The following is a 19,506-nucleotide window of genomic DNA, read 5'->3' on the forward strand; positions in this document are numbered from 1 at the left end:
CGTCGATCTGGACGCGCGCAGCGCACTGAGCATCACCATGGTGCTGAACGAGCTTCTGACCAACGCCGCGAAGTACGGCGCACTCTCGGTGCCCGATGGAACTGTGTCATTCACCTGGCGGCTTGGCCCCACCAAACTGTCGCAAAGCGCGGTGGAATGCGAGTGGCGCGAACGCGGCGGGCCCCCGGTTTCGCCACCCAAGCGGCGTGGCTTCGGCACGCGACTGATGGAGCGGTGCATAGAGCATGACCTCGCGGGCGAGTTCGATCTGGCGTTCGAGCCGGAGGGCACCCGCTGCCGTATGGTGTTTCCCCTAATGCTTGCAGCGTCCAATGGTTGAGCTGTCTGGCGCCAGGGTTCTCCTGGTCGAAGATGAGGGCTTGGTGGCCCTCATGATCGAAGACATGCTCGAGGAATTGGGGTTGAAGGTGGTCGCCTCGGCCGCCCACGTGCCAAAGGCGTGCGAACTTGCCTCCAGGGCATCGTTCGATCTGGCGCTGCTTGACGTGAACCTGGCAGGTGAACGTGTCTTCCCGGTGGCGCGCATCTTGCGCGACCGGAAAATCCCTTTCCTGTTCAGCACCGGTTATGGCGGACCGCCGCTTGAGGAGGAGTTCAGCCATGCGCCGGCAATCGGCAAGCCGTTTTCCATCGATCAATTAAAGGAGCAACTGCAGATTATTCTGGCGCTCCCGTAGAAGCGCGGCTATGTGCGCCGTCGTGGCCAGAGCAGAAATCAGCGCCTCAGAACGGACTGCCGCTTTTGGACCCGGAATAGACGTCCCCAAGCCGGTGAACCGCGTGCTTGCTGCTATGCATCAATGGGACCGCCCACGGCGAGTTCATCAGATGTTCTTTTCTTCAGGTTGAAGGCCGGGTAAAAATCGCCGTGTGCCATTCGCCTTTGTTGGCTAGGGTGGACGGACTGCGGCCAGAACTAATGAATATTCCGCTGGTTTAGAAGCGGTTTCAGCTCCGATTTCGAAGCAGCGCCGGTCGCAGGCGCGTGCAAATAAGAGTGGTTGCACAAATAGAAATCAACTCCTGCTTCGGGAGCAAAGTCAAAGAACGGGTTCAAATATCGACTGGGCCGCGGCTGCTTGGCACGACTACCGGCTCGTTGTAGAAAGACCTAAGGTTTCCCTCGGAGATCATCACGATGCCTGACATCCGCGAAGGTGTGCCGCTCAGCCGGTCCGTCAAACTGGCCGGTTCCGAACTCACCTGTTCATGCCACGCTTGCGCGTTCTTCAACTCGGCCGATGAAGAGCAGGCGGTGCTGGCACCGTTCGCCAAGGACGGTTTGGCGGCGAATGACCGGCTGGTCCAGATTCTTGACGACAGCCATCGCGAGGAACGGGTTCGACGTTTGAGGACGGAGGGGATAGACGTCGATGCCGCTACTGCCCGTGGGCAGTTAGAGATGCGCCCGTGGGAGGAAGCCTACCTAAGTGGCGGCAAAGGCTTCGACCAAGATGCCATGCTGGCCCTTATTCAGGAGTTGCTTAAGCAAGGCCGCAGCAGCGGCTTTGGTATGACCCGGCTCTGGGCCAACATGGAATGGGCGCTGGAGGACCTTCCGGGTGTCGATCAAATCGTCGAATACGAGACCAGGCTAAATCATGTCTTGCCGAAGTACGATGATGTAGTGGTTTGCACCTATGACCTCAACAAGTTCAGTGCCGCTACGGTCATGGACATCTTGCGGACCCACCCGCAGGTGATCGTCGGCGGTGCGCTTCAGCAAAATCCATTTTTCGTTCCACCGGACCAGTTCCTGGCTGAGTTGCATGGTCGCAGAAAGCAAGGCTGAGGTCAGCTCCTGGGGGCACGACATTGAACAAGGTCGACCAAGTCGACGACCGTGAACTGCAGGCCTTGCGCCGCGCGCTTAGCGATATGGCGGCGCTATCTTCGCTTCCGGCAATGTGGGTCAACGCGGATGAGGAACGAATAGGCGCCAGCCTCGCCGATGCGCTCATGCGGGTGCTTGATTTAGACGGCGTGCGCGTCTCTTTTGCCACTGAGCCGGGCAAAACCCTGGAAGTCAATCGGCTGCCGGACAATGGGCTGGCGGAGCTCCTGCAGGCCACCTTTCCCGCGCCAGGCGCGGGGGCGTCCTGCGATCTTGGCCCCCACGGCGGGCTCCGCGCATTCTGCACCGCGATCGGGCTAACCGGCGCCGGCCGCCTGGACGCAGTGTCGGCGCGGCGAAGCTTTCCAAGCCAGGCGGAGCACTTGGCGCTCACGATGGCCGCCAATCAGGTCGCGATCGCATTGCAGAGGGCACGCGCAGAACGCGCGCTTCGGACGGAGACCGACGCGCTCAACCGCGAGCGTCACGCAGTGAACGTTCTTAACCGCAAACTCGGAAGCGAACGGGACAAACTGCAGCGGCTATTCGAGCAGGCTCCTGGTTTCATGGCGGTCATGCGGGGTCCCGAGCACATTTTCGAACTATGCAATCAGAGCTACTTTCGCCTGATCGGGGATCGCGACATCCTGGGTCGGCCTGTTCGCAACGCCTTCCCCGAACTGGAAGGGCAAGGTTTCTTTGAAGCCTTGGACACTGCCTATACGACCGGTGCGCCCTACGTTTCGACGGCGGCAGCCATCGACCTCCAGCGCGAACCAAGCGGCCCGTTAGAGCGCCGCTACCTCGATTTCATCTACCAACCAATTTTCGATGAAAATGGCGAGATAACCGGCATCTTCGCCGAAGGACACGATGTCACAAAGCAGATCCAGGGTCAGGCGCAGCTCGCCATCAACGAGGAATCCATTCGACTGGCGACCTCGGCCGCGGACGTCGGAATCTGGGACCTCGACCTTACGTCCGAGCATCTAACCTGGTGCGACCGCACCAAGGCGATGTTTGGAATTTCGCCCGGAATGCCATGTAGCATGGCGGACTTCTATGGTGGGCTGCATCCTGAGGATCTCGAGCCTACCAGCGCTGCTTTTGCCTCCGCCATCGATCCTCAGCGCCGCGCTACCTACGATGTCGAATACAGGACGATCGGCAAGGAGGATGGGATCACTCGGTGGGTCGCCGCCAAGGGCAAAGGTCTGTTCGAGGGCGAGCGCTGCGTTCGCGCGATCGGAACGGCCATAGACATCACGGCGCGGAAAGCAGCCGAGCAGGCCCTTCGCCGGACGGAGAATGAACTGCGGGCGGAAACCCGAGCGCTTCAGATCCTCAATCGCGCCGGCGCGCTGGTTGCGGCGAACCTCGACTTGGCCGAGGTAGTGCAGACCATCACGGACGCCGGCGTCGAACTCACCGGCGCTGGTTTCGGGGCATTCTTCTACAATGTGCTGAACGAATCCGGTGAGAGTTATACCCTCTACACACTGTCCGGCGCGCCGAGAGAGGCCTTTTCCAAGTTCCCGATGCCGCGCAACACGGCCATCTTCGCGCCGACATTTAACGGCGAAGGAACGGTGCGATCGGACGACATTTTGAAGGACCCCCGCTACGGCCACAACGCGCCCCGCAAAGGCATGCCAGATGGCCATTTGCCTGTGAGGAGCTATCTCGCCGTTCCGGTTCGCTCCCGTTCCGGCGAGGTGCTGGGGGGGCTGTTTTTCGGTCATCCTGAGCCGGGCGTCTTTAACGCCCGCTCTGAAGAACTCATGACCGGCCTCGCCGGCCAAGCGAGCGTTGCCATCGATAATGCCCGGCTATTCCAAGCCTCACAGCGAGAGATAGCGCACCGAAAATCGGCTGAGGAGATGTTGCAGCAGCTGAACGCGACACTTGAAGAGCGGGTTGCTGAAGAGATGGCGCGACGCGGAAAAGCCGAAGACGCCCTTCGTCAGGCGCAAAAGATGGAAGCGGTCGGTCAACTCACTGGCGGCGTCGCTCACGACTTCAACAATCTCCTCACTATCATAATCGGCGGCCTGGATACGATTCGGCGCAGTAAGCCTGGCGATGAAACCCGCGTTCGCCGCGCTGCAGAAATGTCATTGCAGGGGGCACAACGCGCAGCGAGCCTCACGGCCCGGCTACTAGCTTTTTCGAGACGCCAGCCACTGACCCCGCAACCTTCCGATCTCAACCTGATCATTCGCAACATGACCGATCTCTTTCATCGCACCCTAGGTGAGACCATCGAATTGGAAGGAGTGCTCGCCCCGCGGCTCTGGACCGTCGATGTGGATCCAAACCAGGTCGAGAGCGCGATCCTGAACCTTGGCATCAATTCCCGAGACGCGATGCCACAGGGCGGGCGGCTAACGATTGAGACAGCCAATGTTTTCCTTGACGAGCAATACGCCGCCACCGAGGCGGAAGTGGTCCCGGGTCAATATGTCATGGTGTCGGTGAGCGATACTGGCAGCGGCATGGATAGAGAGACGTTGGGCCGGGTGTTCGAGCCCTTCTTCACCACCAAGGAGGTCGGCAAGGGTACCGGCCTTGGTCTCTCCATGGTCTATGGATTTGTCAAACAGTCGGGCGGCCACGTCGCCATCTACAGCGAACCCGGTACGGGCACGAGCGTCAAAATGTACTTCCCCCGCTATCAGGGCAAGGCTGAGTCGGGCACAGAAATTCAAGCGGCTCTCGCGCCACGCGGCCATTCGGAGGAGGTGATCCTGGTCGTCGAGGACAACGACGACGTGCGCGCCTATAGCGTCTCGGTGCTGGCTGAGATGGGTTATAGTGTCCTGGAAGCCCAAGATCCGGAGGCCGCTCTCAGCATCCTGCGAAGGCCGGACCGGATAGATCTACTGTTTACCGATGTCGTCCTGCCCGGGAGAAGCGGGCGGGAGCTGGCGGACTTGGCCGGGCAGCTGAGACCCGGCCTCAAGGTGCTGTTCACGACAGGCTATTCTCGTAATGCTATCGTTCACCATGGTCGTCTCGATGCTGGGGTACAACTCATCATCAAACCGTTCACGTTCGAAGGTCTGGCGGCTCGCGTCCGGGATGTCTTGGATGCTGGATGAGGTAGAGCGCGCGTCGAGACGAATGGGCCGACATCTCACATGCAGCGCGCTGGTGTCCGTTCCTTGCCCGTCGCTTCCGTCGAGGCGGTGCCGCCACATGTCGGTTCAGAGGGATAGACCGGAAGTTTGCAGCCTAGCGCTATTCCGCCGATTTTGACCTGGGCGTGTGAAAACGTCACGCCTGCTATGATTGCCGCACTGAATCGGCGGGGCTGGGCATGAGGCGCTTCGTTCAAGGGGCTGATCGCGGGCAATCGACTTTGTTGCCGGAATGCCTGGATGACTGGGTTTTAGATGACAATCCGGTTCGCGTGATCGACGCCTTCGTTGCGGCCCTCGATCTGGCTGAACTTGGGTTCGGTGGCGTTGAGCCTGCCGGCAGCAGGTAGGCCGTCGTATCATCCGGCTGCGCCATTGAGGCTCTATATTTACGGTTATCTCAACCGTGTGCACTCGAGCCGCCGGCTCGAGCGTGACGCTGGCCGCAACCTCGAACTGATGTGGCTGCTCGCCCGGCTTGCGCCCGATCACAAACGATCGCCGATTTCCGCAAGGACAATGGTCCCGGAATCAAACGAGTCTGCGCGCGCTTCGTAGAGGTATGCCGCAAGATGGGATTGCTCGCGACAGCCAGCGTTGCGATCGACGGCAGCAAATTCAAAGCAGTCAATAATCGCGACAAGACTTCACGTGCGGCAAAGTCGAGCGGCGGCGCACGCAATTGGAGGAGGGTGTTGCGCGCTATCTCGCTCAGCTCGATACCGCCGACCGGCATGAGCCGTCGAAAACGCTGAAATTAGAAAAAGACGCGGGCCGCCTTGCCTTGGTCCGGCTGAGCTGCGCCCAACAGCTTGTTGCTGTCGGAGCAAATACGGCATTTGCTCGTTCGGCGAACCAATTCTTTCGATGATCATGGGCGGACTATACCCAGCATAAACCGGCGCTGCCTGGTTGCCCGATCCACCATGAAGCGCAACGCGGGAACAGCGGACGAAATTTCTAATCTAGTGCAGAGCTTCGGTGAGTGGATGAAGTTGCGAAGTCTTGGCGAGGTGCTGGATCATATGCACGAGATAGATGAACTACCCGCGCAGCAGCGGCGGGCGACCCTTGCTCCCGTTACCGTCGCGGGAACAGGTAATTTCGCCATGTAAAGTCCTCTAAAACAAATCACACAAATCAGTTTTGGAAGTCTGGAGCTCCATCGACACAGAATCCAGCGAATCTAAAGGAAAAAAAGAGTTAGCAAATTCCCTCATTTCAAGGACGATACTCGTCCTTAGAAGCGGAGAGCCCCACCGGGCTAAGGTCGCTGCACGCCGGACCATCACGATCTCCGCCCAAGCCGTCGAGACGCTGGCCGCTGCAGCGTCCGGATCTCGCACACGCGGGCAATGCGATGCGCAATTACCGGAACTCGGTAGGCCGAGCGCTCTGCAGGCGGGCGAAGGCTATGTACCGTGACCGAGCTTAGGACTTGTCAGCAGAATGTCGGGCGAGACTGATCTTCCAAATCCGGATCTCTCCATCCGTGCGTTCAAAGCGATGCGGGTGGCCCCGCGGGATGAACAGCAAATCGCCAGCCGTGCATTCCATCTCTTTGCCGTCCAGGCGCAAACTCCCATAGCCCGAAACGATAATATAGATGGCATCAGCGGAACCGTCGTCGGCTGCTCCGCTTTCAACGCGGTCAAGAGGCAGGATGTTGAGAGAAGACGCTTCGGATCTGTAACAAACGCGCAAGGTTTCGCACGCTTCCCTCCAGCTCATACCAGACGCGATCTCCGTCAGGTTGATCGGAGTGCCTTCAGCGGGAGACGACCGCGCATCCAGAAAAGTAGACATCAGATTAGCCCACGCATTCGCCTGGCGGGTTCGCTGTCAGGCTCCCGTTTTGCCCGATCGAGGTGCAGATAATTGCTTTCGAAACGTGCCGCATTGCGCAGCCCGGCAGGATCACACACCGTCCAGGTATTTCCCTCAATGCTGATCAGATTCTCCTGACGGAGGCGTCCCAGCATTCGGTTGACATACACTGGTGTGAGACCGGTCGCGTCGGCCAAATCCGTCTGAGTCACGGGAAATTCGAACTTTTGGTCGTCCACCACTCCGAAGGCGCGCATCCGAAGGAATATCTCGTAGGTCAGAAACGCGATCCGCGCATATGCGTCGCGACGGCCCACATCGATGATGCGCTCACGAAGGACGCCTTCGTCCTGCAAGGTGTTCCACCAGAACGCCAGCGCGATGCTGGGTCGATTGAGAAGGAGATCCTTCATGATTTCGCCGGAGATGGATGCGACGAGGCTTGGCGTTAATGTCCCGATACTGTGATCCATTTCATCAAGGATGAAGATTTCTGAATCGCAGGGATCGCCGGGCACCAGGAACGCCATGATCTGACGGGCGCCATCTTCAAGGTGTTTGTAGCGGCATGCCAGGCCGGTGATGACGAGGTGGATATCAGAAGAATGCTCCCCCTCCCTTATGATGTCCTGTCCCGGACCATACTGTCGCTGCCGCTCACAGCTGATACGGTTCAGCAATTGACGGTCTTCGTCACTGAACGGCGCGAACTGCTCCAGTTTCCTGATTAGCGGGCTGTCCATGGGGTTCCTCCACGGGGAGAACGCCGGACGACACTTTTGGTGCCTCCTGTACCTCCATTGCACGGTCGTGACCTTGATCTAGTTTAGTGTCGTGCTCGCGCCCTGGTCCGATAGTGCGGGTGATGGCGCCAATGAATCCCACCATTCACGGTCAAGGCAGCCTGATTCAGGCAGAGTTCATCCCAGGATCGGATCAAACTTGCCAAAATTGCGCTTTCTACGCGCGCATGGACCGCCTTAAGCGGGAAATTGTGCGCTGCATGACGAGTACATCCGAACGCATTCAACACACGAAGGAGACGCTTTCGACAACGACCGAACTCGTCGCGTATAGCCAGGAAGCAATCGCACGGTCGTTTCAACTCCTTAAAGTGAATAAGAGGGTTTGAGGACCGCTCGGACCTATTACTCGTTCCTCACTCCGGAGAGATTCAGCTTTTCGTCGTAGCGTCCGATTGCACCTGGCCATGCAACTTGAATCACGTGTTCCTGGCATCTGTGAACCGACCGCAACGGATGGTCTTGCCTTCGGCCATCAGGAGAATCATCATGCATCCCACAGAAATCCTGATCCGACGATTGCGTGCGAACACTCGGCTGTCCGACGAGGACGCCGCCGCAATCAAGACGCTGCCCGTCGATGTAAAGCAGCTTACAGCGGACACTTACGTCGTTCGGGAAGGTGATTGCCCCAAACGTAGCTGTTTGGTCCTGAGTGGCTTCCTCTGCCGGTCGAAGATTGCCGAGAACGGAAAGCGTCAGATCCTGTCCTTCCACATCCCGGGAGACATTCCGGACCTACAGAGTCTTTTTCTCAGTGTCATGGATCATGATCTGGCGACAATATCCAAGGCGACACTGGGCTTCGTCGACCATTCCGCTCTTTCGGCACTGATCGAGCAGCGGCCCGCAGTCGCGCGCGCTTTCTGGTGCGAGACGCTGATCGACGCCGCAATCTTCCGTGAGTGGATCGTCAACGTGGCAGTGCGCCAAGCACCGGCCCGTATGGCGCATCTTCTCGCCGAAATGCGTGAACGCCTAGCGACAGTCGGACTTGTCGGCGATGACGAGTTTGAGTTTCCTGTTACCCAATCCGATTTGGCGGAGGCGCTTGGGCTAAGTGTCGTGCACGTCAATCGCGTTCTTCAGGGCTTCCGGGCGCATGGCGTTCTCGATCTGCAGAAGAAGATGGTCAAGCTGATCGACGTCGAGAGAGTCCTCATTGAGGGCGGATTTGATTCAGCGTATCTGCACCAGAATGACGAGGCTTCTCCATCCTGACGGCGTGCACGGCCTTGCCGGGATAGCCGGTCGGCCTTGTTTATATGTCGATTGGCGTCCGTTTAGTATGGGGTGGGAATAATGCCCATTGCAGCTAACGTGCGGCGACCGCCGCTTGATGAGGAGTTCAGGCATGCGCCGGCAATCGGCAAGCCGTTTTCCATCGACCAATTGAAGGAGCAATTGCGGAGGATTCTGGCGCTCCCGTAGAAGCCGCGGCTTGTGCGCCCGCGTATGTCGCTCACGCATTCGATTTGGAATCTACCTTCGATTAGACCACCACACAACCGGACTTACGTGAAGCTCTCGCGGCTAGCCGTGGCAAGCTCTTCGTCGATCACCGCTAAGCTGCTCGCGCGCTTCTCCAGAAACTGGTGAAACAGAATGAAGCCGCATACGCCAAGCGCAAGTTCCGAAGCCCAGGTTGCAGTTTCGACATCGGAATCACTTACGGGACTTCATTCTGAAGCCGTTCGTCCGTAAGCCGAAACGACTCTGTGCGTCCTAATTTGATGGATTGCAGCTATGGGTTACGATTTGCCCGAGAGCATCAAACTTCAGGACTACAGTGACGATCCCGTTTCTAGCGACGTAGGAGATTAGAGCTCCATCATCCGATGGCTGGAGGTTGTCCAGCTCCGAGGCCGGAAATTGCCAAACCCGGTCCATCCAATAGGCGTGGAGGCCCTCTCGGCCGGTGATGGCTTTCATGCCGCCACAGCCGCAATGGACTGTCGCATCCTCAGCATACATTCCAAGGATAGTTTCAATATCGCCAGCGCGGTAGGCGTCGAGCCAATCAACCGCAGCGGCCATTGGGTCGAAGGACATTTTCCTCACCTACATGCCGTGATCGACCGCAGATGTAGGATTGGCTTGATGAACGCAAGATCAAATTCAGGAGTTCCGGGTCCGTATTTCTCCGGGCATTTAACGAGTTTCGGCCGAGCAATATCAATGGAAGCGCCGCTTTCATCCCGTCGAACCAGCAACTTCAGCTCATGGCCCGAAGCCGCCTTCAAGAAAGGGGCAGGGCATGTCCGCTCTGCCCAGTTAGTTCAGAGGTCGACTTGCTCTGCTATTGCAAGCGCATCGTCGACTTCAATTCCTAGGTATCGCACGGTGCTCTCGAATTTGGTGTGCCCCAGAAGCAGCTGCACGGCTCGCAAGTTGCCCGTGCGCCGATAGATAAGGGTCGCTTTTGTTCGACGGAGCGAATGCGTTCCGAACAGGTGAGGATCCAACCCTATACCGGCCAGCCAGCCCGATAATGGACGCGCATATTGCCGAGTGCCACGTCATCGACTTTCAGGCCCACCACGTCGCACCCACGAAGCTTACGCCGGATCACGGATTCGTCCCTCAACCCTGAAGTGGCGGCTTAGCGCCAACGATCTTACCCTTGTTCCACGGGACGCGCTTTTGGACGTTCTCTGCGGCCTTGACATCGGTCATGATGACCTCCTCAGTTGATGAGGCGATAACCAATGCGAAAAAGTCCAGGACAGAAGCCGGCGGCGACGCGTGACGATAACAGCAGGCGCGACGCCGAAGGCAAACAGATGGAGTCCACGCCACTGAAGCGCGAGGCAAAGCCATCCGGACAGATCTACTGCAATAGCTCCGGTTGTCGTCCGGTTCGACCCGGCTGTCGCCTTGAGAATTTCAGAAGTGGAGTAAACGTGCCGGCCAATGACGCTGTTGGAAACACCGTCGAGGTTTGCAATTAAGCCAAACCAAGTCGCGAGTGAACGCCGCACCGGGAACGCGCGCAAACGTCCGACACGATGCTTGGATTTGCTCTCGCGAGTTCTGCAATCGGCCCATCGGCAGAAGTGGCAAAAGGGAGCCCTGAGCACGTCCGCTCGTCGCTGTAGACCGGAAGAGAACGGCGGCATCCAAAGGGGGCGCTTCTTACGCTTAACGGACGTCGCGCTATTGTCGACTAGCCGAGGCAGAAGCGGGCACTCTCGGTTGCATGCTACTCCGTCGCGGGCTTACGCCTTGGCGGCGTTCTGTGCAGCCTCGAATACATCGCGTGCGGACGTCGTACCCGCTACGTGCTCCGTACCCTCGACCCCGAGGTCCATCCATCCCGCATTCACGGCCTCATACATTTCTTCGGCAGGTCCGGTATGGCCCTGCGGGATGCCGAATTGCTCGAACGCTTTCGCCCACCCTGCACGGGGGACTGCAAAGGCTTTCACGTCGAGATTCAGGACCTCACCCAATTGCTCCGCGACTTCATCCGCGGTGACCATCGAACCAAGCTCGACGGCGCGCTGCCCTGACCAAGCTGGCCCGGTCAAAAGGGTTGCGACCTCCGCGCCGATATCGTTCGTCGCGACCATGGTCGATTTCCGGTTTGTCGGATTGTAGTAGACCGGTAGCGTTCCGCCCTGGGCGACCTGCAAGCCGTAGAGGAAGTTTTCGAAGAATCCACCAGCGCGCACAAATGTGATTGGCGATATCAGGTCGCGAAAGCCTTGCTCCAGAAGCGATAAGGCCGTGATCATCCCAAGCCCGCTGGTCCTGTTCGCGCCCATCGACGAAAGCGCTACCACCCGCGGCGGCGCTGCCTTGGTGAGCGCCTCGACATAGTTCGCAATCACGCCCTTGGCTTCTTTGTAATCGGGCGAGGGGGCCCAGACAGCCGGCAACATGACAAACGTGCCTTCGACGCCTTTGAGCGCCCGCTCGATGGCTGCCGAATCATTCCAATCACCGTCAACCAATTCCACGCCCTGGTTCGCCCAGCTTGACGCCTTCTCGCGATTGCGGACTAGCGCGCGTACTTCCTTGCCGTGCGCCAACAGATGTTCTGCCGTTGCGCCGCCCACTTTTCCCGTGATTCCCATTACTAAAAACATGCGTTTTCTCCTGTTCTTGAAGGACAGAGCACTGCCCCTGTTGCTTCAACGGATGAGCGGCAGAATGGCCCGGATACGGGCATCGCGCGCGTAGAGGCCGCCCCATGTCATCCCGCCCAGAAGCAGGGAAATGATTTCCGGCGGCGACCCCAATTCACCAATGCGGACATGGGCGCATATGGCACCTCCCAAAAAACCCGTCACTAGGATCGCGCCGAGGACGGCGGTGGCCGGGATGGCGTACAGGATGGCGCTGGCGAATACGATCGGACCCACGACACGGGTCAGGTCCATCGCGAACCCGGTTTCCTGCAACATGCTCGCGATCGGTGCCGGCGCGAAAAGCTGAAAAGTGCCGTCTGCCGCCAGAGCGATAACGACAAACGCGCTCATTATCCGGCCGGCCCACTGGGCGCGATGCAAGGTCATAGTTTCAGGCACCTGATGCAGGTTCATTGTTTCGGACACTTGTCATTCTCCGATGGGGGATCCCATCTTCGGAGCTTATTGTGTCTCTTAGGTATGATAAACACCGAGAAAATAAACTCACTGTTCTCTCTGTGGTAAACAATACCGAGGCGCGAAAATGCAGAATCTCGAACCGATCCTCATTTTCATAACTGTAGCGGAAATGGGGAGCTTCACCCGCGCAGCCGATAGCCTGGGCATTCAGAAGGGAAGGGCCTCAACAGCGGTCCGGAAGCTGGAAGAAGATGTCGGTGTCAGACTTCTGCACCGGACGACGCGTAGAGTGCAGTTGACGAAGGACGGACGCGCATTTCATGCCCGCGCCCGCGATCTCCTTGCTGAAGTCGATGACCTACACTCGATGTTCGCAAGCGATCGCGTGGCACTTCGCGGGCGTTTACGGGTCGATCTTCCGACGGAGGTGGCGCGCACAACGATCGTGCCGGCCTTGCCGGATTTCATGGCGATTCACCCCGAGTTGGAGCTGGAGGTGTCGAGTACGGATCGCCAAGTTGATCTGGTTCAAGAGGGGTTTGACTGCGTATTGCGACTTGGTCCCATCGGGGATGAGACGCTGATTGCCCGCCCGCTGGGCAAGTTGCGCATGGTCAACGCCGCGAGTCCTGCCTACCTGGCGCGCTATGGCGTCCCTCGATCGCTAGAAGATCTTCAGCGTCAGGAACATCGGACAATTCATTTTTCGACGATGTTGGGCACAAGACCCTATGGATGGGAATATCCGGACGGCGACAGCTATGCGACGCTCCAGTTGCCAGGTGCGCTACACGTCAACAGCGCGCAGACCTACGAAGCCGCTGCCCTCGCCGGCCTTGGCCTGATTCAGGCGCCACTCTTGGGGATTGGCCGATACTTAGAAAGTGGAGCGCTTGTGGAAATCATACCCGATTTTCGTCGCCGGGCGCTCGCCGTGTCCCTCGTCGTCGCACATCGGAGCAATCTGTCGCGCCGAGTCCGGGCATTCATGAAATGGATCGAAGGTGTGCTGACGCCGTATCTGGAATAGCGAGACGAACATCTTTGTCCGGCCCTCGAATTCAACAATTAAAGTTGTGTCTGCTCGTGGCGGTCGGCGACCCGTGCTCGCCATTACCGTCGAAGCGACTGAACGAAGCCTAACTTTTCTAACTGTGCATGAGTTCGGAAGTGGCCCGTTCCGGACCACCTGCGCCGGTTCTATCACGTCCGCTGTTCGGGGCGGACCGGAAGTGAGAGATAGGGGTCTGCACGCACGGCAACCCGTTGATGCCCAGCGGACGATGAAAGTCATGCTGGCTACCGCCGAAGAAGCAGGTCTCTATTGGCAAGCAATGCGTCAAGTATCTTGATCTCGATGGATAAGCAGATGGCCAAACGTTAGCAGGAAGAAAAAAGAGGGCCGAAGCCCTCTTTCAAGTTAGTACCGACGATAGCTCCGATGGTATCCATAGCTGCGACGTACATAGGGGCGACGCACGACGTAGGCCCCGCGCCGATACACGGGCCTTGTGCGGAGGCAACCGCGCGGACCGCAGACCACTGCGACGTTCTCGACGTTCGAAGACTGGAACTGTCCCAAGGGGGCCAGTGGCATTGCTGAAGCGGTCCCGGTCGAAAGAGCTGCGCCACCTAACGCGGCGAGTGCGAGAAGTGCAATTCTAAGTTTCATCTAGTTCCTCCCGTTGAGTGTTGTCTCCACAGGACGTGTAGAGGTTCGTCTGTGAATGAACGATGAGTGCGAAGATTAAATCGCGGTAATCAGCGGCTACGCGGTGATGCGCGGCTGATGCGGTGCGCACCGCAGCAGCCTCGCGGCGAAGTCATGGTTGCTCCGCCATCCGCACGCCATCTGGCCCAATCAGTCCGGGGTAGGGCGCCTTGAACTTGTAGACGGTTCCGCTCACGGCACCTTCCATGTAGATATATTGGTTATTCTCGCCGCCAAAGGCAAAGTTCGTGGCCGAGGAATCACCATTCGGCAACGGTACGTAACCGATGATGAAGCCACGCGGATCGTACTCGATGACTCCGCCGATGCCGCACGCCGCCCAGAGATTCCCATGTACGTCATAGTGGATGCCGTCAGGCCCACCGTTGCCGGGATTGTAGCTCCCGGCCGTGGCGAAGAAGAATGTCGTGTGCGAGGGATCGTTGGCGCAGTCGGCACAGGCGGGATTCGGCCCTCGCAGGAACGAATAATACAGCATCCGGTTGCTCGCATAATCCGCAACAGCCAGCGTGCCGTCATCCGGCGAAACCGCTATGCCGTTAGGAAAACTGCCGGTAGTGATGATGCGCCGGAGAATCCCGTCCTTGGAATATTGATAGACCGCGCCAGTCCGATCAGCCGCATCGGGGCCTGGTCCTGTTCCCCATGGGTCGGTGAAATACAGGTTGCCCTCGGCGTCGAAGTCGAGATCATTTGGACCCTTGAAGAGTTCGTTATGGAACGTGGAAACGAGTGAGCTTAGTTTCTTCGTCTCCGGATCATAGACCAGGACGCCGAGGTGGCGGGTCGTGACGTAAAGCTTACCGTCATGCCAGCGCGTCCCCTGCGGCTCGCAAGCGGGACCGAGGTCTCCTTTTGGGTTGCAGTTGAACACGGGGACCAGCTTGGCGTCTGGAGTGAGGTAGGACACCCAGCCGCTGCCAATCGCGACAAACCAGAAGTTGCCTGCCTTGTCGAAGGCCCCACCCTCAAGAAACTTACCCTGGGGTTGATCATGGATATCCGCAAACAAAGTAACCGGTCCGATGCCGGGCGGCGGTGGTGGCAGACCCCACGGCTGCACTTGCTCCGGCGATGGCGGACCGGCGAGCGGGGGCGCGGGGATGGACTGGGCTTGCGCCGATGCAGTATGAACGGTTGCGGCCGAGCCCCAGAGTACGAGCGAGAGAATACAGACGGCACTTGCCAACTTCGTTGTCATGACGGTTTCCTCCGACGCTTTTGTTTTTTTCTGCCGCGCTTCAAGCATCAGCTCAAAACGTGGCACGAACATGGGCGTGAGGATTGCTTTTGCTACAATCCAAACGTCAGCTTCGAAGTTGTTGCCGGTTTGAGCTTGCTTAGCTGAAAGCCGTTCAAGCTTGGCGAACGGAGTAACCGCGGACCTGTTGCTGCTTGCAAGTCCTAGGCAAACGGCGGTACCTCGACCAGTGTTCCGATCAGTCTCAGCAACGCTTGCTGTTCGGGTCCCTTTCCGTCACGCAAGAAGTCGCCCAATTCGATGTGAGAAAGGCGACCACCAGAAGGGGCATTGGGCTGATGGACAATAAAAGCATGTCCGTTAGTCGGCTCGCGCCCGATGAACCAAGTGTCGCCATTTGGACTGCGATATAGTTCTCGCCGATCTGACATATCTCCTCCTAACCGCCCCAGTTAATATGGTAGGCGAATGGGCGCTTTAGAGAAAGATATCTCGCAACCCGCGCGTGGAAGTGGATGGTCCGCCTTTTGAAACCGCAAGCGAAGCGGCGATCGCCATCTATGGAAAGAAGACCGGGGGATGGTGGGTTTCCCTGGCCGATCCGACATCGGGGCGCACGCTGCGGGTTGTCCGTCGTGAGTACATCGAAGCGAAGGCCATCGATTCGGACGAAGACGATCAGGATGACGATGGCGACGATGATGAGCTATGAGCCTTACCAAAGTTTCCGGCCTCGGGAAAGATCAAGACTGGATACGTAACAAAGTAATACTCTGTGGTTCAGATGATCCTCATATCCGGGACCGTCGGCTCTGCGATAATCGGGCCCTTCGTCCTGCTCTTCGAGACCGTTGCTCATAGCGAACGCAGGCAGCCCAACAGATAGGCCCGCGTTGCTTGCTAGTTTGCTGGCAAGCATCGTCTCCTGGTGTGACTTTCGCGACATGCCAATCGGACCGAGCGGTGTCCGCATTCAGGGGTAATCTGGACGGCATTTGCTCATCCTGAGTTCTTCGCAGTCTGCCCCGAAGCAGATTTGCGCTGGAGCATTGCCTGCCTCCTGAGGGCATAAACGTGACCAATGTCACAGACTGACTGCTTGCCTTTCAGCAGGCTGTGCATAGGCTGCGCACATATTCGTCGGGGACTGGCATGGGCGCGTTTCGTTGGTTTTCTTTGTTCGTTTCCATCTGGCTGATATGCGGATCAGCCCACGCCGAGCGACGTGTCGCGCTGGTGATGGGCAACTCGGCTTACAAGAGCGTGCCCAAACTCTCCAACCCTGCGAACGATGCCGCTCTGGTCGGGGGCATGTTCAAGAAGGCCGGATTCGACTGGATCGACATCAGGACTGATCTCAATGCTTCCGAGATGCGCAAGGCTCTGCGTGACTTCGGCGGGCGAGCGCGAGATGCTGAGGTTGCCGTCATCTACTACGCTGGTCACGGCATTGAACTTGATGGGACCAACTACCTCATCCCGACTGATGCATCTCTGGAGACTGACAGCGACGTTCTCGATGAGACCGTTGCGCTTGAACGGGCGCTGTTCGCGGTCGAGCCTGCCAAGCAGCTTCGGTTGATAATCCTCGATGCCTGCCGAGACAATCCGTTCGCCAAAGCATGAAGCGAACTGTTGCTGCCCGTGCCATTGGGCGTGGCCTCGCCAAGGTCGAGCCGACCAGCCCGAACACGATGATCGCGTTCGCGGCGAAGGCCGGGTCTACGGCATCCGATGGCGACAGCAAGAACAGCCCATTCGCAGCAGCGCTTGTCGAGCGGCTGCCAACGCCGGGCCTTGATCTGCGCAAGGCTTTCGGCTTCGTCCGTGACGATGTCTTGAAGAATACAAGCTATAAGCAGGAGCCGTATGTGTACGGCTCCCTTGGTGGTGATGACGTGGCGCTGGTTGCCGCTAAGCCGACAGCAACCGGGCCTCAGGCAAGCCCTGATGATGCCATTCGTCGCAACTATGAGCTTGCCCTGCAACTTGGCACTCGCGACGGTTGGGACGTTTTCCTCGCTCAATACCCGGGCGGCTTCTATGCCGGTCTGGCGAAGGGCCAACTCAACAAGATCTCGGCAAAGGAAGCCCGCGCAGCAGCGGTCGAGAAGGCTCGGCAGGCCGAAGAAGACAAGGCTCGGCTTGCCGCCGACCGTGCGAAAAAGAGCGATCAGGACAAGGCCGCTGCCGCCGCGAAGGCTGCTGAGGATGCGCGGCTTGCCGCCGAGAAGGCCAAGCAGGTCTTGTGGCGGCTGCGTGGGTTCAGGCGACCTTGCGGGCGATGGCAGAGCTGCAAGCTTCTGGTCAGTTTCGGTGGCGACTTTCTTCTCTGCTGCCGGCTTATCGGCGAGAGCCTTAGCAACAGCGGTTTCAATCTCTTTGCGGCGTTGCTCGGCGGTTGCGGCTGCAACTGGCCCGTTGCCAAGGGATGCTGCGTTGCACGCGCTTGCGCGGGCTAACGCGATGCCTCGGGTGGAGATCTGCAACTAGCCACAGCGCAGGATGGCGCGCCACGATGAAGTCAGCTTCTGGCCCGTTCCGGACCAACTGCGATGGGCTTTATTGTGTCCGCTGTTCGGGGTGGACCGGAAGTGACAGGTAGAGGAGTGCACCGACGCGTTTGACTCAAAGCGGGGCCAGCCTAGCTCCCGCTTCAGGGAGACGTCCTCCTATGGCCGAATTTGCATAGACGAGGCCATGCTTAGATGGACATTATCGGCGAATGTGCCTCGTTGTCGCCCTTGAACCAAACACCAGGAGGAAAAGAGATGCCCATCTCCATTTCAATGATCGTCCTCGGCTCGCAGCTGGTCATGCCAGTCGCTGACGGTGTGCCGAACTTTGATATCGCGCGGAGCTGTAAGCTTGATATCGCTGCCGCCGCCGGACTTGCCGTCGGCCAGCCCTTAAAGAACTGCATCAGTGACGAGCAGAAAGCCAAGCAACAAGTCGCCAACGGCTGGTCGAAATTCCCTGCGGCCAGCCGGGCAGGCTGTGTGCCGCAAGAGAGCATTGGTGGGACGCCGAGTTACGTCAGCTTGCTAACCTGTCTGCAAATGGGCCAGTGGCTGCGATAGCGAGCTCAGCCGTAGTGGTCATATTCACTCAGCGCAATTCGGACTTCACGAGCGAAGTCGACCAGCGCGACTGTAAACGCGGCGAGCGAAACAACAAAAAAGAGGGCGACGCCGCGCTCGTGCTGCAGCTGAAAGAACGCCGTTACAAAAGCGACGATCACGAGAAGCGTCACTGAGATACTTGCGATCACGGCCCAGAAGATCGCCCGATTCATCATCGCCGCGCGCTGCATCAGACGTGGCAGATCGGCCTTGAGCCGGGATCGGATTGTGTCGTCATCGGGAATCCCATTGAGGATCACCGTCCGGTCAACGATCCGGTTCAGGCGGGAGATCAGGATAGCGATGAAGGCGCCCAGTGCGCCCAGCAGGAAGGCGGGGGCTGCTGACTGCGATATGACGTGAGATAGCTGGGTTACGGAAGGTGTATCTGTCAACATTGGCGGATACCCCGTTCATGGACAGGCCCGGGCGAATAGGCCCCCGACTTACTCCCGTCACGTAACGCACCATCCACGGGTCGACTATGCAAAATCGGCGCGGTCTGCATTGAGCCTTGGATAGGTGGGTAAATTATCAGCGGCGCACGTCGATGATGGTCGGATATCGCATAGGCGGATGACTAGGCCGCCTCGTATAGCTACTCGCGGACATCGGCCCGAGCGGGGTCATCTGTAAAGCCAGCGCTGTGAGCCTCCCAGGGAGTGATCCATCATGCTCAGCTACCATTTCCTCCGCGTAATGAGCCTTGCTGCCACGATACTTCTTGCTCCCGCGTTTGCGTCGGCCCAGCAGCCGCCACCGGGCGTCCAGGCGGGGATGTTGACCTGTAACCTTGCTCCGAGCATTGGACTAATTATTGCGGAAAGCCAGCGGATGAGCTGCAGGTATGTGCCCAACGGGGGATATCCGCTTCAGGACTACAATGGCGCGATGAATACGGTCGGGCTCGAACTCGGAATCAGCGCAGGTGGAGTGATGGCATGGGGCGTGTTTGCTCCTAGCCAAGGAGCGCCGATCGGGGCGTTGGCTGGCGAGTATGTGGGGGCCAGTGGCGACATTGCCGTCGGGGTAGGTATCGGAGCCAACGTCCTCTTTGGCGGCTCTAATCGAACGATTGCTTTGCAACCGTTGTCGGTGGAGGGGCAGGCGGGTTTGAACGTGTCGCTGGGGATCTCGGGGCTCACGCTGGCTTTGGCGCCTTGAACCCGATGGCGAGTCCAGCGATCAACCTTTGGCCGCGATGGCTCAGAGCATCGATTGTCGGAGCAGCGACAGCCGCGGCGATCGGCGGTGGATGGTTCGCGTATCGCTA

17 protein-coding genes and 3 pseudogenes are annotated in these 19,506 nt (G+C 58.6%); 12 read left to right on the forward strand and 8 right to left on the reverse strand.

Annotated elements, in window-relative coordinates; translation table 11 throughout:
* The 6 genes and pseudogenes from IVA75_RS34900 to IVA75_RS34925 form a co-directional block, all read left to right on the forward strand.
* Positions 1–340, forward strand: a 340-nt coding sequence (locus tag IVA75_RS34900; RefSeq protein WP_247288326.1) for a sensor histidine kinase, incomplete at its 5' end; no start/stop codon positions are given.
* Positions 333–698, forward strand: coding sequence for a response regulator (locus tag IVA75_RS34905; protein ID WP_247288327.1), 366 nt, complete (start codon positions 333–335; stop codon positions 696–698). The genes IVA75_RS34900 and IVA75_RS34905, both read left to right, overlap by 8 nt.
* A 461-nt stretch (positions 699–1,159) precedes the next feature.
* Entirely contained in the window at positions 1,160–1,813 is a 654-nt protein-coding gene (locus IVA75_RS34910) for an MEDS domain-containing protein (protein WP_247288328.1), read from the forward strand.
* 23 nt (positions 1,814–1,836) lie between these two features.
* Positions 1,837–4,956 (forward strand): GAF domain-containing protein, encoded by a 3,120-nt coding sequence (locus IVA75_RS34915; protein ID WP_247288329.1) that lies wholly within the window; start codon positions 1,837–1,839, stop codon positions 4,954–4,956.
* Positions 4,957–5,174: 218 nt separating this feature from the next.
* Positions 5,175–5,737: pseudogene (locus IVA75_RS34920) on the forward strand (transposase); the annotation flags it as partial.
* A gap of 184 nt (positions 5,738–5,921) precedes the next feature.
* On the forward strand, positions 5,922–6,110 hold the full coding sequence (locus IVA75_RS34925) for a hypothetical protein (RefSeq protein ID WP_247288330.1): 189 nt from the start codon (positions 5,922–5,924) through the stop codon (positions 6,108–6,110).
* 316 nt (positions 6,111–6,426) lie between these two features.
* Here the strand turns inward: IVA75_RS34925 and IVA75_RS34930 are convergent, their stop codons facing one another.
* Both IVA75_RS34930 and IVA75_RS34935 read right to left on the reverse strand, forming a co-directional pair.
* Positions 6,427–6,801 carry a cupin domain-containing protein gene (locus IVA75_RS34930; RefSeq protein WP_247288331.1) on the reverse strand — a complete coding sequence of 125 codons (375 nt, stop codon included), beginning with the start codon at positions 6,799–6,801 and terminating at the stop codon, positions 6,427–6,429.
* Entirely contained in the window at positions 6,801–7,565 is a 765-nt protein-coding gene (locus IVA75_RS34935) for a Crp/Fnr family transcriptional regulator (RefSeq protein ID WP_247288332.1), read from the reverse strand. Before IVA75_RS34935 ends, IVA75_RS34930 begins: the two co-directional genes overlap by 1 nt.
* 549 nt (positions 7,566–8,114) lie before the next feature.
* Between IVA75_RS34935 and IVA75_RS34940 the strand changes: the two genes are divergently transcribed.
* Positions 8,115–8,846 (forward strand): Crp/Fnr family transcriptional regulator, encoded by a 732-nt coding sequence (locus tag IVA75_RS34940; protein ID WP_247288333.1) that lies wholly within the window; start codon positions 8,115–8,117, stop codon positions 8,844–8,846.
* A gap of 504 nt (positions 8,847–9,350) precedes the next feature.
* On the opposite strand, the gene IVA75_RS34945 is transcribed toward IVA75_RS34940, so the two are convergent.
* The 4 genes and pseudogenes from IVA75_RS34945 to IVA75_RS34965 form a co-directional block, all read right to left on the reverse strand.
* Positions 9,351–9,677, reverse strand: coding sequence for a nuclear transport factor 2 family protein (locus IVA75_RS34945; RefSeq protein WP_247288334.1), 327 nt, complete (start codon positions 9,675–9,677; stop codon positions 9,351–9,353).
* Between the two features lie 227 nt (positions 9,678–9,904).
* Positions 9,905–10,301: pseudogene (locus tag IVA75_RS34950) on the reverse strand (tyrosine-type recombinase/integrase).
* A 542-nt stretch (positions 10,302–10,843) separates the two neighbouring features.
* Complete coding sequence (locus IVA75_RS34960; RefSeq protein ID WP_247288336.1) at positions 10,844–11,716, reverse strand: NmrA family NAD(P)-binding protein; 873 nt, start codon at positions 11,714–11,716, stop codon at positions 10,844–10,846.
* Positions 11,717–11,761: 45 nt separating this feature from the next.
* Positions 11,762–12,184 (reverse strand): DoxX family protein, encoded by a 423-nt coding sequence (locus tag IVA75_RS34965; protein ID WP_247288338.1) that lies wholly within the window; start codon positions 12,182–12,184, stop codon positions 11,762–11,764.
* A 118-nt stretch (positions 12,185–12,302) separates the two neighbouring features.
* Between IVA75_RS34965 and IVA75_RS34970 the strand changes: the two genes are divergently transcribed.
* Positions 12,303–13,208: a LysR substrate-binding domain-containing protein gene (locus IVA75_RS34970; protein WP_247288340.1), complete on the forward strand. Its 906-nt coding sequence runs from the start codon at positions 12,303–12,305 to the stop codon at positions 13,206–13,208.
* Between the two features lie 793 nt (positions 13,209–14,001).
* On the opposite strand, the gene IVA75_RS34975 is transcribed toward IVA75_RS34970, so the two are convergent.
* Complete coding sequence (locus IVA75_RS34975) at positions 14,002–15,183, reverse strand: SMP-30/gluconolactonase/LRE family protein (RefSeq protein WP_247288341.1); 1,182 nt, start codon at positions 15,181–15,183, stop codon at positions 14,002–14,004.
* Positions 15,184–15,616: 433 nt separating this feature from the next.
* Here IVA75_RS34975 and IVA75_RS34980 point away from each other — a divergent pair, with 433 nt between their 5' ends.
* The 3 genes and pseudogenes from IVA75_RS34980 to IVA75_RS34990 all read left to right on the forward strand — a co-directional run bounded on the left by IVA75_RS34980 (position 15,617) and on the right by IVA75_RS34990 (position 18,191).
* Positions 15,617–15,823, forward strand: coding sequence for a hypothetical protein (locus tag IVA75_RS34980; RefSeq protein WP_247288342.1), 207 nt, complete (start codon positions 15,617–15,619; stop codon positions 15,821–15,823).
* 440 nt (positions 15,824–16,263) lie between these two features.
* Positions 16,264–17,443 (forward strand): annotated as a pseudogene (locus tag IVA75_RS34985) (caspase family protein); the annotation flags it as partial.
* Positions 17,444–17,819: 376 nt separating this feature from the next.
* Positions 17,820–18,191, forward strand: a complete 372-nt coding sequence (locus tag IVA75_RS34990; protein ID WP_247288343.1) for a hypothetical protein — start codon at positions 17,820–17,822, stop codon at positions 18,189–18,191.
* Positions 18,192–18,196: 5 nt separating this feature from the next.
* Here IVA75_RS34990 and IVA75_RS34995 read toward each other — a convergent pair whose 3' ends face one another.
* Positions 18,197–18,631 (reverse strand): DUF2721 domain-containing protein, encoded by a 435-nt coding sequence (locus IVA75_RS34995; protein ID WP_247288344.1) that lies wholly within the window; start codon positions 18,629–18,631, stop codon positions 18,197–18,199.
* Positions 18,632–18,905: 274 nt separating this feature from the next.
* On the opposite strand from IVA75_RS34995, the gene IVA75_RS35000 reads away from it, so the two are divergent.
* Positions 18,906–19,397, forward strand: coding sequence for a DUF992 domain-containing protein (locus IVA75_RS35000; protein ID WP_247288345.1), 492 nt, complete (start codon positions 18,906–18,908; stop codon positions 19,395–19,397).
* The last annotated feature ends 109 nt before the right edge of the window (positions 19,398–19,506 follow it).

The organism is Bradyrhizobium sp. 134 (assembly GCF_023074155.1).
Classification (GTDB): domain Bacteria; phylum Pseudomonadota; class Alphaproteobacteria; order Rhizobiales; family Xanthobacteraceae; genus Bradyrhizobium.